The organism is Longispora urticae, assembly GCF_053902585.1.
The window spans coordinates 459,919-480,189 of the sequence record NZ_JAQZSH010000035.1; the positions used below are offsets into that span (position 1 = coordinate 459,919).

At 68.3% G+C, this 20,271-nt stretch carries 20 protein-coding genes; 11 read left to right on the plus strand and 9 right to left on the minus strand.

Annotation, left to right across the window (positions count from 1 at the left end):
• Positions 1 to 12 precede the first annotated feature (12 nt).
• Positions 13 to 720: a hypothetical protein gene (locus PT931_RS24815; RefSeq protein ID WP_456248080.1), complete on the minus strand. Its 708-nt coding sequence runs from the start codon at positions 718 to 720 to the stop codon at positions 13 to 15.
• 245 nt (positions 721 to 965) lie between these two features.
• Between PT931_RS24815 and PT931_RS24820 the strand changes: the two genes are divergently transcribed.
• From PT931_RS24820 to PT931_RS24850, 7 genes are all read left to right on the plus strand, one after another.
• Entirely contained in the window at positions 966 to 1,304 is a 339-nt protein-coding gene (locus PT931_RS24820; RefSeq protein ID WP_456248081.1) for a hypothetical protein, read from the plus strand.
• 205 nt (positions 1,305 to 1,509) lie between these two features.
• Positions 1,510 to 2,610, plus strand: coding sequence for a hypothetical protein (locus PT931_RS24825; protein ID WP_456248082.1), 1,101 nt, complete (start codon positions 1,510 to 1,512; stop codon positions 2,608 to 2,610).
• Between the two features lie 526 nt (positions 2,611 to 3,136).
• Complete coding sequence (locus PT931_RS24830; RefSeq protein WP_456248083.1) at positions 3,137 to 3,685, plus strand: hypothetical protein; 549 nt, start codon at positions 3,137 to 3,139, stop codon at positions 3,683 to 3,685.
• Between the two features lies 1 nt (position 3,686).
• Positions 3,687 to 4,088 carry a hypothetical protein gene (locus PT931_RS24835; RefSeq protein WP_456248084.1) on the plus strand — a complete coding sequence of 134 codons (402 nt, stop codon included), beginning with the start codon at positions 3,687 to 3,689 and terminating at the stop codon, positions 4,086 to 4,088.
• A gap of 469 nt (positions 4,089 to 4,557) precedes the next feature.
• On the plus strand, positions 4,558 to 5,130 hold the full coding sequence (locus PT931_RS24840; protein WP_456248085.1) for a hypothetical protein: 573 nt from the start codon (positions 4,558 to 4,560) through the stop codon (positions 5,128 to 5,130).
• Positions 5,114 to 6,223, plus strand: a complete 1,110-nt coding sequence (locus tag PT931_RS24845) for a tyrosine-type recombinase/integrase (protein ID WP_456248086.1) — start codon at positions 5,114 to 5,116, stop codon at positions 6,221 to 6,223. Before PT931_RS24840 ends, PT931_RS24845 begins: the two co-directional genes overlap by 17 nt.
• Positions 6,224 to 6,323: 100 nt before the next feature.
• Complete coding sequence (locus PT931_RS24850; RefSeq protein WP_456248087.1) at positions 6,324 to 7,163, plus strand: aminotransferase class IV; 840 nt, start codon at positions 6,324 to 6,326, stop codon at positions 7,161 to 7,163.
• 209 nt (positions 7,164 to 7,372) lie between these two features.
• On the opposite strand, the gene PT931_RS24855 is transcribed toward PT931_RS24850, so the two are convergent.
• Positions 7,373 to 7,765 (minus strand): winged helix-turn-helix domain-containing protein, encoded by a 393-nt coding sequence (locus tag PT931_RS24855; RefSeq protein ID WP_363729927.1) that lies wholly within the window; start codon positions 7,763 to 7,765, stop codon positions 7,373 to 7,375.
• Positions 7,766 to 8,254: 489 nt separating this feature from the next.
• Between PT931_RS24855 and PT931_RS24860 the strand changes: the two genes are divergently transcribed.
• Positions 8,255 to 11,308 (plus strand): Kelch repeat-containing protein, encoded by a 3,054-nt coding sequence (locus tag PT931_RS24860; RefSeq protein ID WP_456248211.1) that lies wholly within the window; start codon positions 8,255 to 8,257, stop codon positions 11,306 to 11,308.
• Positions 11,309 to 11,372: 64 nt separating this feature from the next.
• On the opposite strand, the gene PT931_RS24865 is transcribed toward PT931_RS24860, so the two are convergent.
• Positions 11,373 to 11,948 (minus strand): FABP family protein, encoded by a 576-nt coding sequence (locus PT931_RS24865; protein WP_456248088.1) that lies wholly within the window; start codon positions 11,946 to 11,948, stop codon positions 11,373 to 11,375.
• Positions 11,949 to 11,963: 15 nt separating this feature from the next.
• A complete protein-coding gene (mtfM, locus tag PT931_RS24870; protein ID WP_018347585.1) occupies positions 11,964 to 12,065 on the minus strand; it encodes a small membrane protein MtfM in 102 nt (33 codons plus the stop codon).
• A gap of 22 nt (positions 12,066 to 12,087) precedes the next feature.
• On the opposite strand from mtfM, the gene PT931_RS24875 reads away from it, so the two are divergent.
• On the plus strand, positions 12,088 to 12,450 hold the full coding sequence (locus PT931_RS24875; RefSeq protein WP_456248089.1) for a DsrE family protein: 363 nt from the start codon (positions 12,088 to 12,090) through the stop codon (positions 12,448 to 12,450).
• Positions 12,451 to 12,498: 48 nt separating this feature from the next.
• Here PT931_RS24875 and PT931_RS24880 read toward each other — a convergent pair whose 3' ends face one another.
• The 4 genes from PT931_RS24880 to PT931_RS24895 all read right to left on the minus strand — a co-directional run bounded on the left by PT931_RS24880 (position 12,499) and on the right by PT931_RS24895 (position 17,320).
• The gene (locus tag PT931_RS24880; RefSeq protein ID WP_456248090.1) at positions 12,499 to 13,386 is read right to left on the minus strand and encodes an SdrD B-like domain-containing protein; all 888 of its coding nucleotides are present in this window, start codon (positions 13,384 to 13,386) and stop codon (positions 12,499 to 12,501) included.
• Between the two features lie 111 nt (positions 13,387 to 13,497).
• Positions 13,498 to 14,253: a hypothetical protein gene (locus tag PT931_RS24885; RefSeq protein WP_456248091.1), complete on the minus strand. Its 756-nt coding sequence runs from the start codon at positions 14,251 to 14,253 to the stop codon at positions 13,498 to 13,500.
• Between the two features lie 234 nt (positions 14,254 to 14,487).
• A complete protein-coding gene (locus tag PT931_RS24890; protein ID WP_456248092.1) occupies positions 14,488 to 15,717 on the minus strand; it encodes an MFS transporter in 1,230 nt (409 codons plus the stop codon).
• A gap of 148 nt (positions 15,718 to 15,865) precedes the next feature.
• On the minus strand, positions 15,866 to 17,320 hold the full coding sequence (locus tag PT931_RS24895; protein WP_456248093.1) for an MFS transporter: 1,455 nt from the start codon (positions 17,318 to 17,320) through the stop codon (positions 15,866 to 15,868).
• A gap of 118 nt (positions 17,321 to 17,438) precedes the next feature.
• Between PT931_RS24895 and PT931_RS24900 the strand changes: the two genes are divergently transcribed.
• Together PT931_RS24900 and PT931_RS24905 are read left to right on the plus strand one after the other, a co-directional pair.
• The gene (locus PT931_RS24900) at positions 17,439 to 18,158 is read left to right on the plus strand and encodes a TetR/AcrR family transcriptional regulator (protein ID WP_456248094.1); all 720 of its coding nucleotides are present in this window, start codon (positions 17,439 to 17,441) and stop codon (positions 18,156 to 18,158) included.
• Between the two features lie 112 nt (positions 18,159 to 18,270).
• A complete protein-coding gene (locus PT931_RS24905; RefSeq protein ID WP_456248095.1) occupies positions 18,271 to 19,776 on the plus strand; it encodes an Ig-like domain repeat protein in 1,506 nt (501 codons plus the stop codon).
• Positions 19,777 to 19,945: 169 nt separating this feature from the next.
• Here PT931_RS24905 and PT931_RS24910 read toward each other — a convergent pair whose 3' ends face one another.
• Positions 19,946 to 20,269: a DUF1416 domain-containing protein gene (locus tag PT931_RS24910; RefSeq protein WP_363729840.1), complete on the minus strand. Its 324-nt coding sequence runs from the start codon at positions 20,267 to 20,269 to the stop codon at positions 19,946 to 19,948.
• Between the last annotated feature and the right edge of the window lie 2 nt (positions 20,270 to 20,271).

Below are 20,271 nucleotides of genomic sequence, written 5' to 3' on the forward strand. Positions count from 1 at the left end.
TGGCCAACGGCGTCACAGAGTTGGTTGTGTCTGCTGAGCGGCGCGTTGTGCTGCGTGTTCGTTGAGGTAGTCGATCTCGTCGTCTGTTGGGTCGTTGGCGGTGAGTAGCTGCATGGCTTTGTCTGTGAGCGTCCCACCCGCCTCTCCGGGGCGGACAGGGGTGAGCATCCCTCGCCTTCGGGCTTCGGCAATCCGGTTGGCCCACGTGCCGGCCGAGCCGCCATGCCTGGCGGCAAGCGTCTTCGCCGGGGTGGTGTCACCCTCTTCCACGAGGAAGGCATACGTCAGCGCCAGTTCCGCGAAGGCGAAGTCGTCACGGCGGCGTTTCCCGCGGCCTTCGGTAAGGAAGGCGTCCAGGGCCAGTTCATCAGGGCGCGCGAAGGCAAAGGGCTGGCCGGGGGGTCGGGTGGCACGGCTCTGGCCGGCCAGGTTGCGAGCTTGGGTGAGTAGCTGCCCGATGGGCAGCTCCCGGACAGTCTTGCCCGTCATCCCCCTGGCTGGTTGATCATCGACAGTGCGAGTCGCGAACTCCGCCATGTGCCATTCCCCGGCGTGCTCACCTGCCGGCACGAGCCTGAACCCGACGACGTACACCTGTCCGTCCTGCTCGTGACGGATGGCGATGAGTCGAGCCGCACCGTCGGCGCACAGCCTGCTTCCTGCGCCGCTTTCAGCCGCATCTGCCAGAACTGTGCTGAGGGTGTCTGGTTGCTTCGCCATGAGTCGACCATATCATGAGACCGTCAACACACTATATCGTGAATGGGGTTGACGCCTTCACCATCTCGTGTAATGTTCCTGGCATCGGCAGACAGCCGGACGCGTCGCACGATGGAGGGAGGTGGCAGCGCTGCGCTTCGATCACGAGGTGCGCGAGGGAACACGCGCGAGAACCCCAGGACTGGGGCGAGTGGGTGCCAGGGATTGAGTTCGGCCCTGGCCGACCCTGGGCGGCGATTTCGCAGGTGGAGTTCCAGCGGATGGCCAGGGACGAACGGCACGAGCTGGGTACACGCGTTTTCTTCGCGGCGCTCGGCTGGGCGAACCGCATCGGACACGCGGAGTTCGCGCCGGGTGGCCTGGGCCGTCTGTTGGTCGGCAAGGACGGCAAGCCGCTGGGGGCTCAGAGCCTGTCCAACGCCCTGGCGCGGGCGAAGGACCGTGCTCTGATCGCGCCTTCCTCAAACGCTCGATGTCTGGTGCTGCCGCCGCATCAGTTCCAGAAGGCTGGAATCGGCACGGGTTCGTGTCGCACGCACGGGCTGAGGGTGGCCGGCGCCGTCAAGCCTTCACGTGTGGCGTGAACCCATTTCACGCGTGACGTGAAGTCGAATTGCCGTGACCTGCGGAAACGTAGAGCGCTTCTCTATCTAGTTAGGGCAGCGGCGGCAAGACAGATGGGGCCGACCAGAACAAGGCCAGATCACTAGCTATACCTCAGAATCCACCAATTCTGTTGGGGCCTTCGGCCCCGAATCCAAGCTACCGATAGGGGCCGAAGGCCCCTCCATGTCTAAAACCAAGGAGTATACGCAATTGGTTAACAAGAAACCCGAACCGGCGAACACCCCAGCTGAGGTTGCTGCCGACGCTCGGCTACTGCTGACTCAGAGAGCGGCCGAACTGGAAACGGCCCGGGACGAACAGAGCGCCTTGGATGCCCGCCTTGACAGGGGTGACGACTCCGTGACGGCGGAATCAATGAACCTTGTCGGCCACGCCGTCAGGCGTGCAGAAAAGCTGCTTGAGCATGCCCGCGCGGCAATGAAGGTCGCTGTGCGGGCTGCGAACAAGGCTCGGGCGCAGGATGCTCCGACGCTGGCGGAGCTGTTGCGTGACATCGCGGAGGAGCACGTCTTCGACTTCGGGCTATTCGGCTTCCCGATTGAGGTTGTCCGGGAGTTGCCGAAGGACGCCGTGGGGCCTGCTGTGTTCCTGTATCAGGAAAAGGCGACGGAGGAAGATCACGTTTCCGGCCTCCTGGCCGGAGAAGTCAAAATGGCCGTTGTCGTGCCGAAGGGGGTGGAGGTCAACTCCGCTCAGATCGAAGCGGCGCTGGAAAAGCACGTCAACACCCACCGCATTGCCGATGTCGAGTACGTCCGTTCACAGGCACAGAGTCTGGAGAGCGCGGCGTGCCTGGTGATCGTGATCCGACTTCGTCGCGTGAAGGTCGCTATCCCGACCATCGTGGAGGACGTCTCCGATGATCGCTTCCGGGCGTTCGCCCAGGATGTGGCGCAGGATGTCGTCAACCGGGGTCAGTTGAGGGAGGCTGGGGTTTCAAGGAGCGGCGGATCGTCAAACGACCTGGTGTCCAATATCCATGCCCGCGCCGAGGGGCATCTTCTGGCCTCGGCGGTACGCGATGGCGACACCATGCGACGCGTCGTAGAGGTGACAGTGGACGCCTGGTCCACGCTGCCGACGAATCTCTTAGGCGACAGAATCACGCGCACTGTTGAGCAGGCGAACGGGGAATTCGCGGGCTACCTTGGCCGGATCGAAAAGGCCAGCGTTGCGCGAATCGCTCCTGCTGAGCGCCACGGCTTGAAGGTGCTGAGGCTTGCTGCCGAATACACCTTCGTCAGCGTGGTACCCGACGCCTGACAAGGGCGGCGGTGGGCCCGGATGCAACGCAGGGCGCGGCGAGGAAAGCCGACCGGAAACCCGAGAGAAAGGGGGCTCATGTCGCAACCGTGCGACAACTGAAGGAGGAATGTACGTGTTGGACATGAAAGAACTCGCCCAACGGCTACGAAAGTCGCCGAGCTGGGTGGCACACAACTACCGGCGTGAAGGCATCCCGTACGTGAAGGTAGGTGCGTCTGTGCGCTTTCCCGATGCCGGGGTGACGAGCTGGATCAAAGCGCACACGCGGTGCGGCCGATAGGCCGCAAAGGAGCCTGTCGACTCAACCGCAGCGACAACCCACGCGAGGGAAGTCTCAGAGGACGACGCGAATGACCCCGGGAGGGGCTCGTTGCCGGGGTGGCGAGGAGCCCCAGCCCGGGAATCCGCAGAGCGGCCAACATGACGGGTTCTCAACCGACGGTACACATAGGTTACTCGATTCGAGCGTCGGAACCGACCTGATGGGTGCATGATCAGAAGGTCAGCTTGACGGGGGGACAAGATGGAACTGACAGATGATGAGAATGCCCAGCTCGCCCGCGCATTAGGTGTTACTGACACCGGGCTGGCTTCTGCAAAGAAGGCTCTTCAAGAGGCAGCCTTTGAGGAGTACGTTCGCGTCATTCTAGGGCAGCGCTCATTTCGCCACATCGACGAAGTTCGCGAATTTAGACTGCTACTACTGTTTAGGACAATATTCCAACACAAGATGCCCACTGAGGATCAAGTAGGTCGCCTGTTTCATACAACCAGGACTCAGAGCGTCGCCCTGATCAGGTCAACGATGGCAGCTTTCCAAGAAGAACTCTTTGAATCAGTAAGGAGCTCCGCCGGCAGCATTCTGAGTAAGGCGAAGCCCCATAGAACCAACGGGGAGGACGTTTGGCTAATTACTACTGACGCGCAAACCGTGTCCATTCTCAACGGAATGCTTGCGAGCACTGTGGGCGGTTCGGAGTTTCCCCCGATCATCAAGATGCGCGAAACATTGGGGATGTACAGGGTCAATAAGTCTTCATATGCGAAGCTCAAAGAAATAGTTGGCGCATGAAATGCGCCAAATTGACTCGGACCTCCTTGCGGCGGCGTCGATGCTTGTGGCATCTATCGGATTGCTGTACAGCACTTGGCACGCCCAAATTGAGAAGGCAATAAACGTAGAACCCAAACTCCAAACTCTTGACCGCGATGCCGCACTAAAGGAAGTGCGGCAGGCGATGGGTCGCGCAGGACCTCTTGCGGGCTCGGCGCTCGCCTTTGTCATAGTGTTCGGCCCAACTGCCGGGAGTATCGTCTGTGGCTTTCTGCATCGGTTGTCGAACCCCTCTTGGCGTGATTACGATCCTGTCCTCGCAGCCTTTTGCGTGGTCTATCTAATTGCAGTTGTTCTTGCCGGTTCCAGCGTTGCGCAGGTTGGCGGACTCTGGTCCGCCCGGAAAATGCTTAAAACCTGAGCGGCACGCGGGCATCCATTCGAGTCGTGCAGTTGGAGACGTGGGCGAGTTGGGCCGCGCCGGAGGAACACGGCAATCGAAAACGGTGGTTTAGGTGGCTACTAAATCAGTAAGTAGCCTGGTCGGGATGGGCTTCACGCACTCAGGTCGACTTCGGAACCGTGGCAAAGCCCGAGCTGCTACGACGTGGCGGTCCTGCATTCGAACCCGAGGGGGTCATGCCCCCGCCCCTCCGCCTCTGGCTCGCATCACGCGCCGCACTCGTGACCGTCCCGCGATCAGCACCACGGGGCACGTGCACCAGGACGCCCGGCACCCACACCAGGGCGACCACGCGAGTGCCGCCGACGATCAGCCGGCGAACCTCCCCAACCTTCAATGATGCTGGCTTGACAGGCCGGCACTATGAGTGGGACTGTTGCATCAGTGCCGGTCAGTCAGACCGGCATGGCGGAGGTACTGTCACGCCATGAGAAAACCCACGTACGCGATCACGCTCAACGCAGACGGCACGGCCAGCGCGGTAGTGCAGCTTGGCGAGCTTCAGGCCACGCTCACCTTCACTGCTGACGTCCCGGACGCGATCGGGCTCACGATCCAACCGGCAGACGCCAACGCCCCGCTAGCGCGGGGCATCACAACGGGAGTCCTTCGAGACATCCCCCTGACCGAGATTGCCCAGGCCGCGCGCAAGGCACTAGACGACGCTCACGGCATCGGGCAGAACACCGAAGCTCTCATAGACACGGTGAGGCAAGCCGACAGCGTCGCCTCGGGCCTCACGCCCGAATACCTGTCAGCCCTCAGCTGGGCCTACGTGCAGCTAGCCGGAGTGCCCAACGCCCGACCGATTCAGATCCTCGCGGACGGTCTCGGCAAGAACCCCGGCACGTTGAAGAACCACATCCGCGAGGCACGCAAGCGCGACTACCTGACCTCACCTTCTACCGGCTACGCCGGAGGAGAGCTGACCAGCCTTGCCCGCAAGACCCTCTCATCCCTCATACCTAAGGACAGCCGATCCAGTGGCCAAAGTGACTAAGCGGTGCGAGTGCAACCCCACCCCCGGCAAGTGCAAGCACAAGTGGATCTGCCGTTGGACCGCAGACGGCAAGCAGTCTGAACTGTCCTTCGACACCAAGGACGAGGCAGAGGCCAAGAAGACCGAGATTGACCACGCGAAGCGGTCCGGCAACTACATCGACCCTCAGCGCGCGAAGATCGGCCTACTCGCGCTGTTCGACAAGTGGGCCGCCTTGGGCGACAGGGCAGGCAACACCGAGCAGGCCATCCGGGTCACACGCAACACGACGCTTGAGCCTTACTGGGGAACCCGAGGAGCCAGCGCCGTTCGGGGCGAAGATCTCGAAGCCTGGCTCACGTGGATGCGCACCAAGGCCAACAACGGCAAGGGCTACGCCGAGAACACCATCGTCGGCCGCTGGGGCATGCTGGCAGGGTGCTTCAAGTGGGGCGTAGCCAACGACTACATCCCTTCCCAGCGAAACCCATTCCTGAAGGTCGCCGCCAAGCCCAGCGCCGCCAAGGCACGCCAGATAGCCAAGGCCAAGATCTACGTTCCGACTCTGACCGAGATCGGAAACGCGGCTGGGAAGCTTCCGGAGCAGTACCGGCTGATGCCCTGGCTTCAAGCAGGCTCGGGGCTTCGCATCTCTGAAGCGATGGCGGCGCGCTTGAGCGACTTCCAGCCCCGCAAGGTCACCGTGGCCCGTCAGGTGGTCCGCCGGGGCGTCTACGCCCCTCTCAAGCACCGCGTTGAGGGCGAGACGCGGACCGCACCCGTGGCGGAGTACGTGTCCGAGATGCTTGCCTGGCACATCGGCAAGTTCGGCACCGGACCCAACGGGGAGCTGTTCCAGAGCGGCCGTAGCCGTGTCCCCAGCCATGACACGGTGTACAGCCTGTGGGCCAAGGCGACCACGGAGTTCACGCCCCACGCGCTCCGGCACTTCGCAGCGACCACTTGGATTCGAGCCGGGATCGACATCTTCGCCGTGTCCGCGTGGCTGGGACACAAGGACCCGTCCGTTACGCTCAACACCTACGGGCACTACCGGCCTGACACGCTGCTAGACGGTGTCGACGTCATGAGTAAGGCCCTGCTCGCTGCCTGAGCATGAGTACAGCATGAGCGGCCTAGCTGTCACCGCAGGTCAGAGCGTCTTACCGACACCTACCGATCATATGCCGGTCGGCCGACTACCATCCTTTTCCGTGAACCGCATAGTCGCCGTCCTGGGCCGGGGCCTGGTGCCCGCCGACACTCCGCTGCTGCGCGCCGACGACCTGGGGGCCGTGCGCGGCGACGGGGTCTTCGAGACGCTGCACGTCCGCGCCGGGGCCCCCTGGCTGCTCGACGAGCACCTCGCCCGCATGATCAACTCGGCGGACCGCCTGGACCTGGACCTGCCGCCCGTCACCGACCTGATCGAGCTGGCCCGCCAGGCGTGCGCCGCGTGGCCGCACGACGAGGAGGGCGCGCTGCGTCTGGTGTGCACCCGGGGCCCGGAGGACGGCGGCCCGCCGACGGTGTACGCGACCCTGGCCCCCGTCTCCCCCAAGCTCAAGACGTACCGGGCCGGGGGCGTGTCCACCGCCACCCTGCCGCTGGGCGTCACCACCCACGCGCGCACCCCGGCCCCGTGGCTGCTGGGCGGCGTGAAGAGCGTGTCGTACGCGATGAACATGGCGTGCCAGCGCTGGGCCGTCCGCAACGGCTACGACGACGCCCTGTGGCTGTCCACCGACGGGTACGCCCTGGAGGCCCCCACCTCCACCCTGCTCTGGCAGGTCGGCGAAGAACTCCTGACCACCCCGACCTCGACCGGGGTACTCGCCGGCACGACCGCGCGGTTCGTCCTCGACCACGCCGGGGAGCTGGGGCTGACGGCCGGCGAGAAGCTGGTCACGCCGGCCGAGTTGCTCGCGTCGCGCGGGGTGTGGTTGGCGTCGTCCGTGCGCGGGCTGGTCGAGGTGACGTCCATCGACGGGGCCGCTCTGGCAGGCGCGGGGGCGACCCGGGCGTTGCAGGAGCTGGTGGGGTACCCGGTCTAGGCCGCGCCGCGCCGACCCGGGGCCGGTCCGCCCCGCCCGGCACGTCGGGCCCCCGCGCCGGACCCGGGAGCTGCCCGGCTCGACCTGGGAGCCGTCGCGCTCGACCCGGGAGCTGTCCGGCCCGATCCGGGGCCGGTCCGCCCCGGTCTGAGGCCTGCCCGACCCGTGACAGATATTGTCAGCCGCCCGGTGACCGGGCGGCTATTCACTCACCCGGTCTGACGCAGTCGGTAACCGACCCCGCGGACGGTTTCGACCCCGACGGCCACCCCGGCCTCCCGCAGTTTGCGCCGCAGCCGCTTGATCGCCGAGTGCAGAACCGACGCGTCCCCGAGGTACGCGGAGCGCCACACCCTCCGGTACAACCGTTCGTAGCTCCACACCCGACCGACGGGGGTCGCGAGGCTGTCGAGCAGTTCGCGTTCGAGCCGGGTCAGCTCGACCGGGCTGCCCCGCCAGGTGACCTGGGCGGCGCGCCGGTCCATGGTCAGCTCACCGACCGCGACGACGCCCGGCTCGGGCATCGGGGGAGGTGGGGCGGCCTGCTGCTGCGTGCCGGGCAGGGCCAGCAGCGAGCGCAGCGTGTCGAGGTCGGGGCACATCAGCACGACGCCGGTGCCGTCCAGCTCTCTGGCCAGCCGCAGTCGCAGGCCGGCGTCGGGCGTGACGCAGACGACGAGAGGTAACTCTCCGTCAAGGGCCTGCCCGAGGTCGGTCCGACGCTTCTGCGTCCGACCGGCCTCCACCAATCGGAGGACTGGAGCCGCCATCTGTACCACCTCTCGGGCGAGCTTGCCCATGGGTCGTTCGTGTACAGCCAAGCCGTCCGGAAGGCCGACGTCAAGCCCCCACTACTCCGCGTAACCATCGATGTCGTTACCTATTGACAGGATCCTGCCCAGAAACTGCCAGACTCACGATCTTGAATGCTTCATTCTCCTATAGGGAGCATGACGCCTTAAGGTCTGGCGTGGCGGAAAAGCGTCGCGGCCCCGGACCGCACCTCGGAGTTGGGGAGGTCACACGTGGCATCTGTCCACGTAAGACGTTTACTCGCACCACCAGTCATTGTCGGCACCACCGTGCTGGCGATGTTGGGTGCCGGCAACCAGCTGGCACTCGCCGCGCCCGTCACCCCGGCCGCGGCAGTCGGTCAGAACAGCGTCCAGAACGTCGAGGGCATCGGTGCGGTCACGGGTCTCGTGTACGACGCGAGCACCGGCCAGGTCATCGTCGGCGCCCGGGTCGAGGTCAGCGGCATCTCCGCGGTCACCGGCTCCGACGGCCGCTACACGCTGAACGTCCCGGCCGGCGCGCAGCCGGTGGACGTCTCGGCGTACGGATTCGCGCCGCAGAGTGTCACCGTCAACGTTGTCGAAGACGGTACCGTGACCCAGGGCTTCAACCTGCAGCCCGTGCCGAGCGTCGCCGTCACCGGCAAGGTGCTGGACGACTCGGGCCACGGCTACCCGCTCTACAGCAAGGTGTCGGTCGTCGGCACGCCCGCGAGCACCTACACGAACCCGGTGACGGGCGAGTACACCCTCTCGGTGCCCAAGGGCGTCAAGTCCGTGATCAGCTACACGCCGGTCTACCCGGGTTACACCGGCGGCACGGTCACGCTGCCCGCGTCGGACACCAACGTCGTCAAGGACGCGAAGCTGAAGGTCGACGCGGCCTGCACCGCGGCCGGGTACGCCGTCAACCTGGGCACCCCGATCCTGAACGAGGCGTTCGACTCGGCCAGCGGCGCTCCCACCGGCTGGACCGTCGTGGACCAGACCACGCAGGGCGGCTGGGTCTTCAACGACGTCAAGAACCGCGGCAACCTGACCGGTGGCACGGGCAAGTTCGCCATCGTGGACAGTGACAGCTTCGGCTCGGGCAAGGTCCAGGACAGCTCCCTGCTGTCCCCGGTCGTCGACCTGAGCGCCGCCGCCGCGCCGACCCTCAAGTTCAACAGCGACTACCGGTCGTTCCTGCGGGACGCCGTCAACGTCGACGTGACGACCGACGGCGGCACCACCTGGACGAACGTGTGGCACCGCGAGGCCGGTCAGAGCCAGCGCGGCCCCGTCACCAACGAGGTCTCGCTCGCCGCCGCCGCCGGCGCCGCCGCCGCGCAGCTCCGCTTCCACTTCACCGGCTCCTACGACTACTGGTGGGAGCTCGACAACATCGTGCTCCAGAACCGGAGCTGCGACCCGGTCGCGGGCGGCATCGTCCTGGGCAACACGTTCGACGTGAACACGGGCAAGCCGGTCAACGGCGCGTCGGTGACCAGCACGGACAAGCCGGCCGAGAAGACCACCTCGGGCCCGACCCCGGACGACCCGAACGTCGCCGACGGCTTCTACTGGCTGTTCTCGACGATCACCGGCTCGCACCCGTTCGCCGTGTCCAAGTCCGGTTATGTCTCTGACAGCGTCACCGCGAACGTGGTGGGCGACGGTGTCGTACGCGCCAACAGCTCGCTGAAGGCGCCCCGGCTCGAACTCGACACGACGAACATCGAGATGTTCCAGTCGGTCGGCGCGAACCGCAACACCTACGTGTCGGTGAAGAACACCGGTTCCGCGCCGGTGGACGTCACCCTCAGTGAGCAGGCCGGGGCGACCACGCCGACCGTCCAGAAGAAGGGTGCCGGCGTCCGCAACGTCGTCGTCGCCGGCGGGGTCGACAAGGGCTTCGTGGCCGCCGACAGCAAGGGCTCGCAGGGGGTCACCCACAAGCCGGGCAACCTCGGCGCGGTCGCTGACGGCAGCTGGGAGGACGTGGCCTCGTTCCCGAGTGCCATCTCCGACAACACCGCGGTGGGCCACCAGGGCAAGGTCTACTCGCTCGGCGGCAACTCGGACGGCACGAACACCCGCAAGCTCTGGGTGTACGACTCGGCGACCAACACCTGGACCGCCGCCGCCGACGCGCCCTCGGCCCGCTCGAAGCCGCAGATCGCGATCGTCGGCGGCAAGCTCTACGCGTTCGGCGGGTTCGGCGCGGCGGGCAACAACGCCACCGTCGACGTGTACGACCTCGCGTCCAACACGTGGACCACGGCCGCCGCGACCAACCCCGCACCCAAGGCCGGCGCCGGTTCGGCCGTCCTCGGCGGCAAGATCTACATCGTGGGCGGTTGCGACGGCTCCTCGTGCACCGACACCTCGGACGTCCGGGTGTACGACCCGGTCGCCGGCACGTTCGGCACCGCCGCGGCGTACCCGCACGGCGTCTCGTGGATCGACTGCGCGAACCTGGCCGGCAAGGCGTACTGCGCCGGTGGCACCGCCGACATGGCGTACACCGACGGGTACTCCTACGACCCGGCCGCGGACGCGTGGAGCCCGATCGCGGACCTCCCGATCGACCTGTGGGGTTCGGCCGGCGCCTCGGCCAACGGACAGTTCCTGCTGCTGGGCGGCATCACCGGCCAGTCGACGGCGCTGACCAACCGGGGCTTCGCGTACAACCCGGCGGACAACACCTGGACCGAGCTGCCCGAGTCCCGGGTGCCCACCGCCCGTGGCGCGGGTGCCTGCGGCTCGTACAAGGTCGGCGGCTGGACGGGCCCGTTCGAGCCGTCCGCCGGTGTCGAGAAGCTGACCGGCTACGACCAGTGCGGCGACGCCGGCCCCGGCGGGGCTGACGTGCCGTGGCTGAACGAGACCCCGAAGACGGTCACGCTGCAGCCCGGCAAGTCCGCGAAGATCCTGGTCCAGCTCACCGCCACTCCGGAGAACGGCGTGGCCCAGCCGGGCGATTACCGGGCCGAGCTGTCCGCGACCGGGGCCACCCCGTACGCGGCCCCGAAGGTCGACATCCTGATGCACGCCCTGCCGCCGTCCAACTGGAGCAAGCTCACCGGCACCGTCACGGGCACGTCGTGCTCCGGCGGCACCAGCCCGGTCGGCGCGACCGTGCAGGTCAACGGATCGGGGAGCAACCAGTTCACGCTGAAGTCCTCGGTCGCCGACGGCAAGTACCAGTACTGGGTGCCGCGCGGCACGTACCAGATCATCGTCGCCAAGGACGGCTGGATCCCGCAGGTCAAGAGCCAGTCGTTGACGGCGGGCCAGGTCCACACCGTGGACTTCAACCTGCGCCCGTCGAGCCCGTGCACGATGGGTTCGAGGCTGGCACTGCAGTAACGGACAACGCCTGAAAAGCGGACCGCCCCGGGGAGTACTCCTCCCGGGGCGGTCCGTTCGTCTCCTAGCCCGCGACCCGCAGCAGCCGGGCCGACAGGTGCGGCTGCAACGGCTTCCCGACGGCCGCCAGGTCGTACGCGTACAGCAGCGCGCCCTCGACGATCCCGTACAGCCGGTGACCGCCCGTGACCTCCTTGGCCGTGGCCGTGCGCACCACCGCGTCGGTGGACATCTCGACCTTCAGCCCGGACACGGTGCCCAGGTACAGCTCCAGGAACCCGGTCGGCTCCGTCAGCAGGATCTCCACGTCATCGGTGGCCTGCCCGTCCTTGAGCACCGGCCGCCACCAGCCCACCTCGCGGGCCGCCGGCCGGATCGGCTTGCTGTCGGCGTCGAGCAGCCAGGTCCGCGACTCGTAGGCGAGGAACGGCCGGCCGTCGTGGCTGAACCGGATCTCCTGGGCGAACTGGAAGTCCTCGATATCCGGGTAGCCGCCCTGGCCCCGGCCGCGCCACACGCCCACGTACGGCAGCAGCGCCAGCAGGCCCGGGTGCAGGTCCGGCCCGACCCGCAGGTCGTGGGTCTCCTCGTACGGGTACTCCTCAACCGGCGGCGCGTTGAGCCACGGAGGCGTTTCCATGCTGCGATTCTCCTTCTACCAGCGACTTCTCGCGACCCGCAATGCCAGGTAGCCCAGGCCACCGGCCAGCGCGCCGAAGCCCGCCACCAGCAGGCTGACAAACCCGATCTCGGTCACCGGAGAAGTCTAGACTGCCCGGATGGCTCGCTCACTGATTGTCAAGGTCACCGCCGGGTCGGACGCGCCGGAACGCTGCGCCCAGGCGTTCACCGTGGCCGCCACGGCCGTCGCCGCCGGGGCCCAGGTGTCGCTGTGGCTGACCGGGGAGGCCTCCTGGTTCGCGCTCCCGGACCGGGCCGCCACGTTCGAACTGCCGCACTCCGCGCCGCTGCCGGACCTGCTGGACGCCGTACTGGCCGCCGGCACGGTGACGCTGTGCACCCAGTGCGCGGTCCGACGCGGCATCACGGAAGAAGATCTCATCCCGGGGGTACGCATCGCCGGCGCCGCCCTCTTCGTCGAGGAGTGCCTGACCGACAACGCCCAGGCCCTCGTCTACTAGCACGGCGAAGGCCCCGGACCAGCAGTCCGGGGCCTTCGCCAAGCCACGTCAGGCGCTGAACGTCCGGCGACGACGGGCCACGACGAACAGCACCGCGCCGAGCGCGAGGACGCCCGCCCCGGCACCGGCGACGAGTGCCGCGTTCGAGCCGGTCACCGGCAGCCCACCGGCGGCCGGGCTCGGCGAGGCCGACGGCGAGGGGGTCGGGGTGACCGCCACCTTGGTCGCGGCGATCGGCTGCTCACCGCCCTCGCTGGAGCCCACCACGCGCTCGAACTCCGGACGGGTGACCTTCCACCCCGCCGGGCTGGTGAAGCGGATCAGGTACTCCCCGACCTGGAGGCCCTCGACGCGGTAGATCCCCTTGGCGTCCGTGACCCCGCTGTGCACCACCTTCTTCTCCGCCGGATCGACAACCTCGACCTTGACCCCCGGCACGGACTCGTCCTCGATCGTGTCGGGGTTGCCGTCGGCCTCGTGGTAGACCCGGACGCCCACGTAGCCCTTCAGGCCGATGATCCCCATCCGAGCCCCGTCGATGTTGTCCTCGTCGTTGGCGTCCCCGCCATCCGCCCCGAAGCCGATCGAGTGGGAAACGATTCTGGTGCCGCCCTCGTCGTAGACCTCGCCATCGATCTTGAAGACCTTCGTCTCCCCGGCCTTCAGCTCGAACGGCTTGTTCGACCACGGGGTCAGCCACTTGAACCCGCTGCCGTCGGACCCGAGCACCTTGACGTTGTGCGCGTCCACCTTGCCGGCGTTCTTGACCGTGATGGTCTCCACGGCCTTGTCCCCGAACGAGACCAGGCGCTTGTCGAAGGAAACGGTGACCTGCACGTCGGGTAGTTCAGCGGCCTGGGCCGGCGCTGCGAGGCCGCCGACCAGCAGGGCGCCGAGTGTCAGGGCGGCGGCCGTCGCCGCGATCTTGGTACGCAAAGGGGTCCCCCGGGGGTGCCATGGACGCGGACGTGTTCGCGCATCCAGGCGGCACCCTAGCCAAGAGTCCGCGTTCCCGCTGCCCCGTCATTCGTGAGCTGGCTCTCCCGCCTACTGGCAGGTGGAGACCGTGCGGGAGACGCTCACGCTGTCGGTGGTCACGGTCACCACGACGCTCGCGGCGCCGTCCCGGAAGACGACCAGCTCCGGAGTACCCAGCAGAAGCTCTCGGCCTTCGAATTTCGCCGGCAGCTGCCCGGCCACCTTGCTCCGGGTCGTGGCGATGGTGGTGTCGACGCACCCGGCGCTGTGCGCGGCCCAGTCCAGCGGCTCGACGCCCAGCTTCGCGAACACGGCGGCCACCGGCGGGCGGTCGGGCTCCTCCTTGGTGCGGGTCGGCCCGTCCCCGGCCGGCCGGCAACCCGTGGCGGCCAGCACCCGGACCTGCCCGGGCCCGGTCACGCTGCCGGTGACCCGGATGAACTCCCCGGCGTCCGCGTACAGCGAGTCCCCGGTCACCGACGCCCGGTACGCCTTCGGCAGCCGCGCCGCCAGCCCCGTGAGCAGCGCCTTCTCCTCGCCGGCCTTCGTGTACAGCTGAATGATCCGCTGGAAGCTGAGCCCGGCCCGGGCGACGGTGACGTCACACGTGTCCCGTTGGTCGTACCCGCCGATCCGCACCGCCACCGGCCCGGCCGCCAGCACGACCGTCTCCGTCGCGCGGTCCACCACGGGCTGCGCCTGCGTGATCGTGCGCTGTTCCTTGACGGTCGGCTTGCCGTTGGCGACGGCGTACAGCGCCGCGACGACGAGCACGACGCCCCACGCCACGCTGAACCACACGAGCCACCGACGCTGCTTGGTCATCCGCACATCGTGACAGGCCCCGTCAACATCGCCCACCAGCGGGTACGCGCCCCCGGCAACCTGATCGCGACAGGTCACCCCGACACCACCCCGGGTAGCGGCGCGCCCGGGGACAGGAGTGACGATTACCCCAAAGGGGATGCCCGACCCCGAAGCGCTACCTTCCTCGGCCAGCGCTGGCGCCCAACCCCGTCACCCCGCCGAGGACAGTCATCGGAAGGGACAGGTCGCGCTCTACGCGGCTGTCGCCGGTGCGGGTCGATGGGTGTCGGCGCGGTGCCCGGCGGTGCGGTGGAGTCGGGGTTGGAGGGCGGCCAGGGCCAGACTGCAGGCCGCGGCGGTGGTCCACAGCCAGGTCTGGCCGGCGTGCGCGAGGAGTTGGGTTCCCGCGAGGGGGCCGACGAGGGCGGCGATGCCCCAGCTGATGCCGTACGCGGACAGGTAGCGTGCCTTGGCTGCGGTGGGCGCGATGGCGCTGACCAGGGCGTACGCGTGTCCGAGGAGCAACAGGTCGCCGATGCTCCAGATCACGGTGGCCGCGATGAACGTGGGCAGGTTCACCGCCGCCGCGTTGAGCGCCAGGCCGGCGCCGAGCAGGACGTACCCGGCGGTCATCGCTTTCATGGGGGTGACCCGCGCGGCCAGGAGGGGTTGGCCGGCGACGACGGTGACCGCCGACAGGGTCAGCAGCAGGCCGAACGCGTCGGGGCCGAGGTGGTGGCGGGCCAGGGTCAGGGGCAACGTCGTCACCAGTTGCAGGTACAGGACGGCGAAGACGGTCCCCGTGGCCAGGAGGGCCAGGAGGAGCGGGTCGCGCCACGGGCTGCGAGCGGCGGCCGTGGTGTCGCCGGTCGGAGTTGTCGTGGTGGTGCCGACGGCGGGCAGGGTCAGGGCGATGAGCAGGGCACAGAGTAGGCAGGTGACGGCGTCGGCGACGAACAGCCACCGGACGTCCAGTCCGCCCAGGATCGTGGCCAGGGCGCCGGCGGCGATCCCGGCGGCGGCCATCGCGGCGCCGAACAGGCCGTACGCGACGGGTCGGTCGGCGGGTTCGGTGACGTCGCTGATGAGTGACTGGCTGGCTGGTTCGTAGAGTTCGAACGCCAGGCCGACGGCGATCACGGCGAGGATCAGGGCGGGGCGGGATGTCGACGCCGCCAGGCCCAGTTGCGCGGCGGACGTGGCGACGAGGCCGCCCACGATCGTGGTGCGTCGCCCGATCCGGTCGGCGAGTCGTCCGCCGATCAGCCGGGAGATGATGCCCGCCAGGCCGAACGCCGACATCAGCAGGCCCGCGTCCGCGACGGTGAACCCCCGGGCGGTCACCGCGATGGTCAGGAACGCCATCGTGAACGCGCCGAGCCTGTTGACGGCACGCGCGGCCGTCAACAACCACACCGCGCGCGGAAGGCGACGCCAGGTGGCGAAGGTTCCCGAGACCGACGACACGATACGGACCAGCACCGAACCCCACCCCCGTCGGACGCCCTCGAAACGGGACAGCGCCTGTCACGGTAGGCGCTTTCGACCGAACTCTCCAGTGGCTCCCTGCCGCCCGGACACCTGGCGGCGAACCTGCTCGCTGAACCGTTGGCGCGGGTGTCGGTCCCGTCTAGTGGCTCTGTTCATCCCGGGCGCGCTTCGGCAGGAGGAAGACCAGGGCGAACGTGAGCGCGTAGAGGGCCATGCTGATCCAGAGCATGTTCTGGGTGACGTGCACGAAGTCCGTACCCGTCGGCTCGTGGCCCTGGGCACTGAGGCCCCTGAAGAAGAGCGTGCCCAGCAGGGCCACGCCGATGGCGCCGCCCAGCTGCTGGAACGCGTTGAGCACGCCGGAGGCCGAGCCGACCTCGCGCTCGCTCACCCCGGCCAGGATGAAGTCGAACAGCGGCACCATGGCCAGGCCCATCCCGATGCCGCTGAGCAGGGTCGCGGGCAGGAAGTTCCACACGGTGACGGCGGTGCCGTAGTGCTGGAGGGTGAACCAGATCCCGACCAGGCCGACACCCATCACGACCAGTCCGAGGTGTACGACCCGGCGGCCCAACCGGGGGGCCAGCACCGCGCCGGCCAGCACCGCGCCGATCGCGATCCCGAAGGACCACGGGGCCATGTTCAGGCCGGCCTTGAGGGGGCTGTAGCCCAGGCCGAACTGCGCGAACAGGCCGAAGATCAGCATGAAGCCGACCATGGCGGCGAAGAAGACCAGGAAGACCGCGAGGCCGCCGGTGAACGCGCGCTGCCGGAGAAGGGTGGGCTCGATGAGCGGGGAGTCCTTGCGGCGGCTCTGGTACCAGGTGAAGAGGGCGAAGATCGGCACGGACGAGGCCATCAGGACGTACATCCAGACCGGCCAGCCCTGCTCCTGGCCCTGGACCAGCGGGTAGATCAGGGCGAGCGAGCCGGCGGTGACGAGGAACGCGCCGAGCAGGTCGAGGCGGGGCTTGTCGGGGGAGCCGCCCTCGGGCATGAACTTCCACGCGGCGAGGAACGCGATCAGGCCCAGCGGCACGTTGACCAGGAAGATCATCCGCCAGCCGGTACCGAACCAGTCGGCGCTGATCAGGCTGCCGGCGAGGATGGGGCCGCAGACGGCGGACAGGCCCATGACCGGCCCGAACGCCCCGAACGCGGCGCCCATCTCCTTCGGCGGGAACACGGCCTTGATGACGCCGAGGCCCTGGGGAATCATGATCGCGCCGAGGGCGCCCTGGAGGACGCGGGCGACGATCAGCTGGCCGGGGGTCTGGCAGACGGCGCAGGCGACGGAGGCGAGCGTGAAGCCGGCCGCGCCGAGCAGGAACATCCGTTTCCGGCCGAAGATGTCGCCGAGCCGGCCGCCGGTGATCAGCATGACGGCGAAGGCGAGCGTGTAGCCGGCGGCGATCCACTGGATGGTGGTGAACGTGCCGCCGACCGACCGTTGGATCGACGGTGCCGCCACATTGATGATCGTGGCGTCGAGCAGGTCCATGACCTCGGCGGCCAGGACGGTGGCCAGGACCAGCCACCGGTGTTTGTAGGGGGCCGCGCCGGTGTCGGCGGGGGCGGCCTGGGTCAGAGTCATCGGAGTCTCCGAACGTTGTTCGTTATTAACGAACACCGTTCTACATGTGGAACAGTGTTCGCGTCAAGAACATTGTTCGCTGGACGAACGCCGTTCGCGATGGAGTACGCTGGCCGGCATGACCCTTCCGGTACCCCCCTGGGAACAGCGCGCCCCCAAGCGCCGCCCGGCCAAGCTCCCGCTGACCCGGGAGGCGATCCTGGCCGCCGCGTTCCGGATCCTGGACGCCGAGGGGCTGGACGCGGTCACGATGCGCCGGATCGCCGACGAGCTCGACACCGGCCCCGCGTCGCTGTACGCGCACGTGGCCAACAAGGACGAGCTGTACGCGCTGCTGCTCGACCAGGCGGCCGGCGAGATGCGGCTGCCCGAGCCGGACGCCGACGGCTGGCAGGACCGGACCAAGGAGTTCGTCCGCGAACTGGAACGGGTGCTCGTCAGCCACAAGGACCTCGGCCGGGCCGCGCTCGCCCGCATCCCCACCGGGCCGAACGCGCTGGCCGCCTCCGAGGCGCTGCTCGCGATCCTGCGGGCCGGCCGCGTGCCCGACCAGGACTGCGCGTGGGCGGCGGACATCCTCTCGCTGTACGCGGTCGCATACGCCTACGAGAACGGCCTACAGCTGCTCCAGGCCGGCGGCGAGGAAGAGGGAATAGCCTATGTGGCCGCCATCGGTCAGTATTTCCGCCAGTTGCCGACTGACCGCTTTCCCAATATTGTCGAGCTGGCCGGACTATTGACTACCGGTGACGGCGACGTGCGATTCGAATTCGGACTCGACCTGCTGATCCGTGGCCTGGCCTCGCGTGCGGCGGACGCCGCGAGTAACCACGAATAGCTTTCAGCGTCAAGTGTTCCGACGCCATTCCGATCAGGATTTGCGCTGGCGGCATCCGGCACGATAAATCTCCTGCGAGCATTACTCTCCCCCTCGATCGCAGGGATGTCGCATGACCACTCAGAAAGTACGAATCCGTCGCGCCGTGCGCACCGCAGCCCTCTGCGCGGTCGCCCTGGTCGCCGTCACCCCGGGGTCGGCGCTCGCCGACTGGGAGGACGAGTACAGCTACGCCAACGACGCTCTCCTGGCCGCCGACATCGCGTACGCCGACGCCCAGGCCGAGGACGCCCCGGCCGGATTCGCGGCCCGCTCCCTGGCCGCCGCCGGTGTGCTCTCCGCGCACGCCGCCGCGCCCGCCAAGCTCTGGTACAACGGCGTCGAGGTCACCAGCGGCTTCTACGCCAGCAGCGGCGACCCGGCCGTCGGTCGCTACTCCGCCGTGATGTGCGGCATCTACTCGGCCGAGGCCATCCCGGCGGGCGGCGACGCCACCGGGCTGTTCACGATGCCGACCAGCCACACCCGGGCGGACCCGTGCGGCCCCGGCGGGCGTCGGGTCGGCTCCAGCCACATCACCAGCGGCTCCGAGGTGACCCCGGACAGCCCGGACGGGCAGATCGTGTCCACGTTCCCCAACAAGCCGGCCAACGGCCTCTGGGGCCTCTACACGGTCGCCATCGGCCCCAATGACACCGTCTCCGCGCTGCCGACCGAGGTCGACACCGTCCTCGGCATCGACAAGGTCGCCCCGACCGTGTCGCTGACCGCCCCGGCGACCGGCTTCCACGCCACCACGGCGACCGTCGCGCTGACGTTCACCGCGGCCGACCAGCCGACCCTGTCGGGCGTCGCGGCCACCGAGTGCCGCAACACGCTGCCCGCCGAGACCGCCTGGGCCCCGTGCGCCAGCGGCGCGCCGTTCGCGCTGTCCGCCGGCAACGGCCCGAAGCGGATCGAGCTGCGGGTCACCGACGCGGCCGGCAACACCGCCAGCACCGCCGTCGAGGGCGACGCGACGTTCAGCAACGAGACCACCCTCGCCCTGACCGGCGCGCCGACCGTCTACGGCGCGGCCGCCACCCTGACCGCGACCGTCAGCTCCGCCGGCCCGGTCGCGACCGGCACCGTCACCTTCACCGAGGGCGCCACCGTCCTGGGCACCGGCACGCTCAACGGCACCGGTCAGGCCAGCATCTCCGTGGCCACCCTGGCCGTGGGCAGCCACGCGGTGACCGCCACCTACGCGGGCGACGCGACGCACTCGGGCAGCACCGGCACGTACACCCAGGTCGTCTCGAAGGCCGGCTCCAAGCTGGTCGCCGAGGGCGCGCACCTGCGGATCGCGCAGCTGAGCATCACGTTCTCCGCGCGGCTCACCGCCGGTGACGGCTCGCCGCTGGCCGGCAAGACCGTCGCGATGTCCCGCAACGGCATCGTCTACTGCACCGCCGTCACCGACGCGGACGGCGAGGCGGCGTGCAGCACGCGGAAGCTCACGATCGAGCTGCTGGCCTGGGTGATCCTGGGCGGCAAGTACGACGCGACCTACGCGGGCGACGCCAACCGCACGGGGACGAGCGACCGCTCGGACCGCGCGTGGCTGAGCCTCTGCTAGTTCTCCGACACGGCGAAGCGCCCGGCTCCCTCACAGGGGGCCGGGCGCTTTTCCGTGCGCCACAACCTCTTGACGGGTACGCCGGGGCGCGGGCATGAAAAAGGGAGTCGGTGCGCCGCCCGCGTACCGACTCCCTTTTCTTACCGGCCCGATAGGCGGACCGGTAAACCTATGCGACCTTGACGGTCACCTGGGACACGCCCCGGTCGACAGCGACGACGGCGTCGCCGTTGCCGGCCCGGGACAGCGCCCGAAGAGTCCACGTGCCCGGCGCGGCGAAGAAGCGGAAGACACCCTCCGCCGACGTCACGACCTCGGCCGTGAACTCACCCGTGGCGTCGAGCAGGCGCACGTACGCGCCCGGGACCGGCTGGTCGCCCGCCAGCACGACGCCGGAGACCACGGTCTCCTTCTCCAGGTCCACACTGGCCGGGATCGGTGCCGCCTGGTCGGGGGCAGCGCAGCTCGCGGCGGAAACAGTCGCAGTAGCCATGT

Bases quoted from the DNA above. Each gene is read 5' to 3' on its own strand.
- PT931_RS24865 (WP_456248088.1), bottom strand. From the start codon at position 11,948: ATGGAAACGCCTCCGTGGCTCAACGCGCCGCCGGTTGAGGAGTACCCG.
- PT931_RS24815 (WP_456248080.1), bottom strand. From the start codon at position 720: ATGGCGAAGCAACCAGACACCCTCAGCACAGTTCTGGCAGATGCGGCT.
- PT931_RS24875 (WP_456248089.1), top strand. From the start codon at position 12,088: ATGGCTCGCTCACTGATTGTCAAGGTCACCGCCGGGTCGGACGCGCCG.
- PT931_RS24905 (WP_456248095.1), top strand. From the start codon at position 18,271: ATGACCACTCAGAAAGTACGAATCCGTCGCGCCGTGCGCACCGCAGCC.
- PT931_RS24895 (WP_456248093.1), bottom strand. From the start codon at position 17,320: ATGACTCTGACCCAGGCCGCCCCCGCCGACACCGGCGCGGCCCCCTAC.
- PT931_RS24885 (WP_456248091.1), bottom strand. From the start codon at position 14,253: ATGACCAAGCAGCGTCGGTGGCTCGTGTGGTTCAGCGTGGCGTGGGGC.
- PT931_RS24825 (WP_456248082.1), top strand. From the start codon at position 1,510: ATGTCTAAAACCAAGGAGTATACGCAATTGGTTAACAAGAAACCCGAA.
- PT931_RS24830 (WP_456248083.1), top strand. From the start codon at position 3,137: ATGGAACTGACAGATGATGAGAATGCCCAGCTCGCCCGCGCATTAGGT.
- PT931_RS24900 (WP_456248094.1), top strand. From the start codon at position 17,439: ATGACCCTTCCGGTACCCCCCTGGGAACAGCGCGCCCCCAAGCGCCGC.
- PT931_RS24910 (WP_363729840.1), bottom strand. From the start codon at position 20,269: ATGGCTACTGCGACTGTTTCCGCCGCGAGCTGCGCTGCCCCCGACCAG.
- PT931_RS24860 (WP_456248211.1), top strand. From the start codon at position 8,255: ATGTTGGGTGCCGGCAACCAGCTGGCACTCGCCGCGCCCGTCACCCCG.
- PT931_RS24855 (WP_363729927.1), bottom strand. From the start codon at position 7,765: ATGTGCCCCGACCTCGACACGCTGCGCTCGCTGCTGGCCCTGCCCGGC.
- PT931_RS24835 (WP_456248084.1), top strand. From the start codon at position 3,687: ATGCGCCAAATTGACTCGGACCTCCTTGCGGCGGCGTCGATGCTTGTG.
- PT931_RS24840 (WP_456248085.1), top strand. From the start codon at position 4,558: ATGAGAAAACCCACGTACGCGATCACGCTCAACGCAGACGGCACGGCC.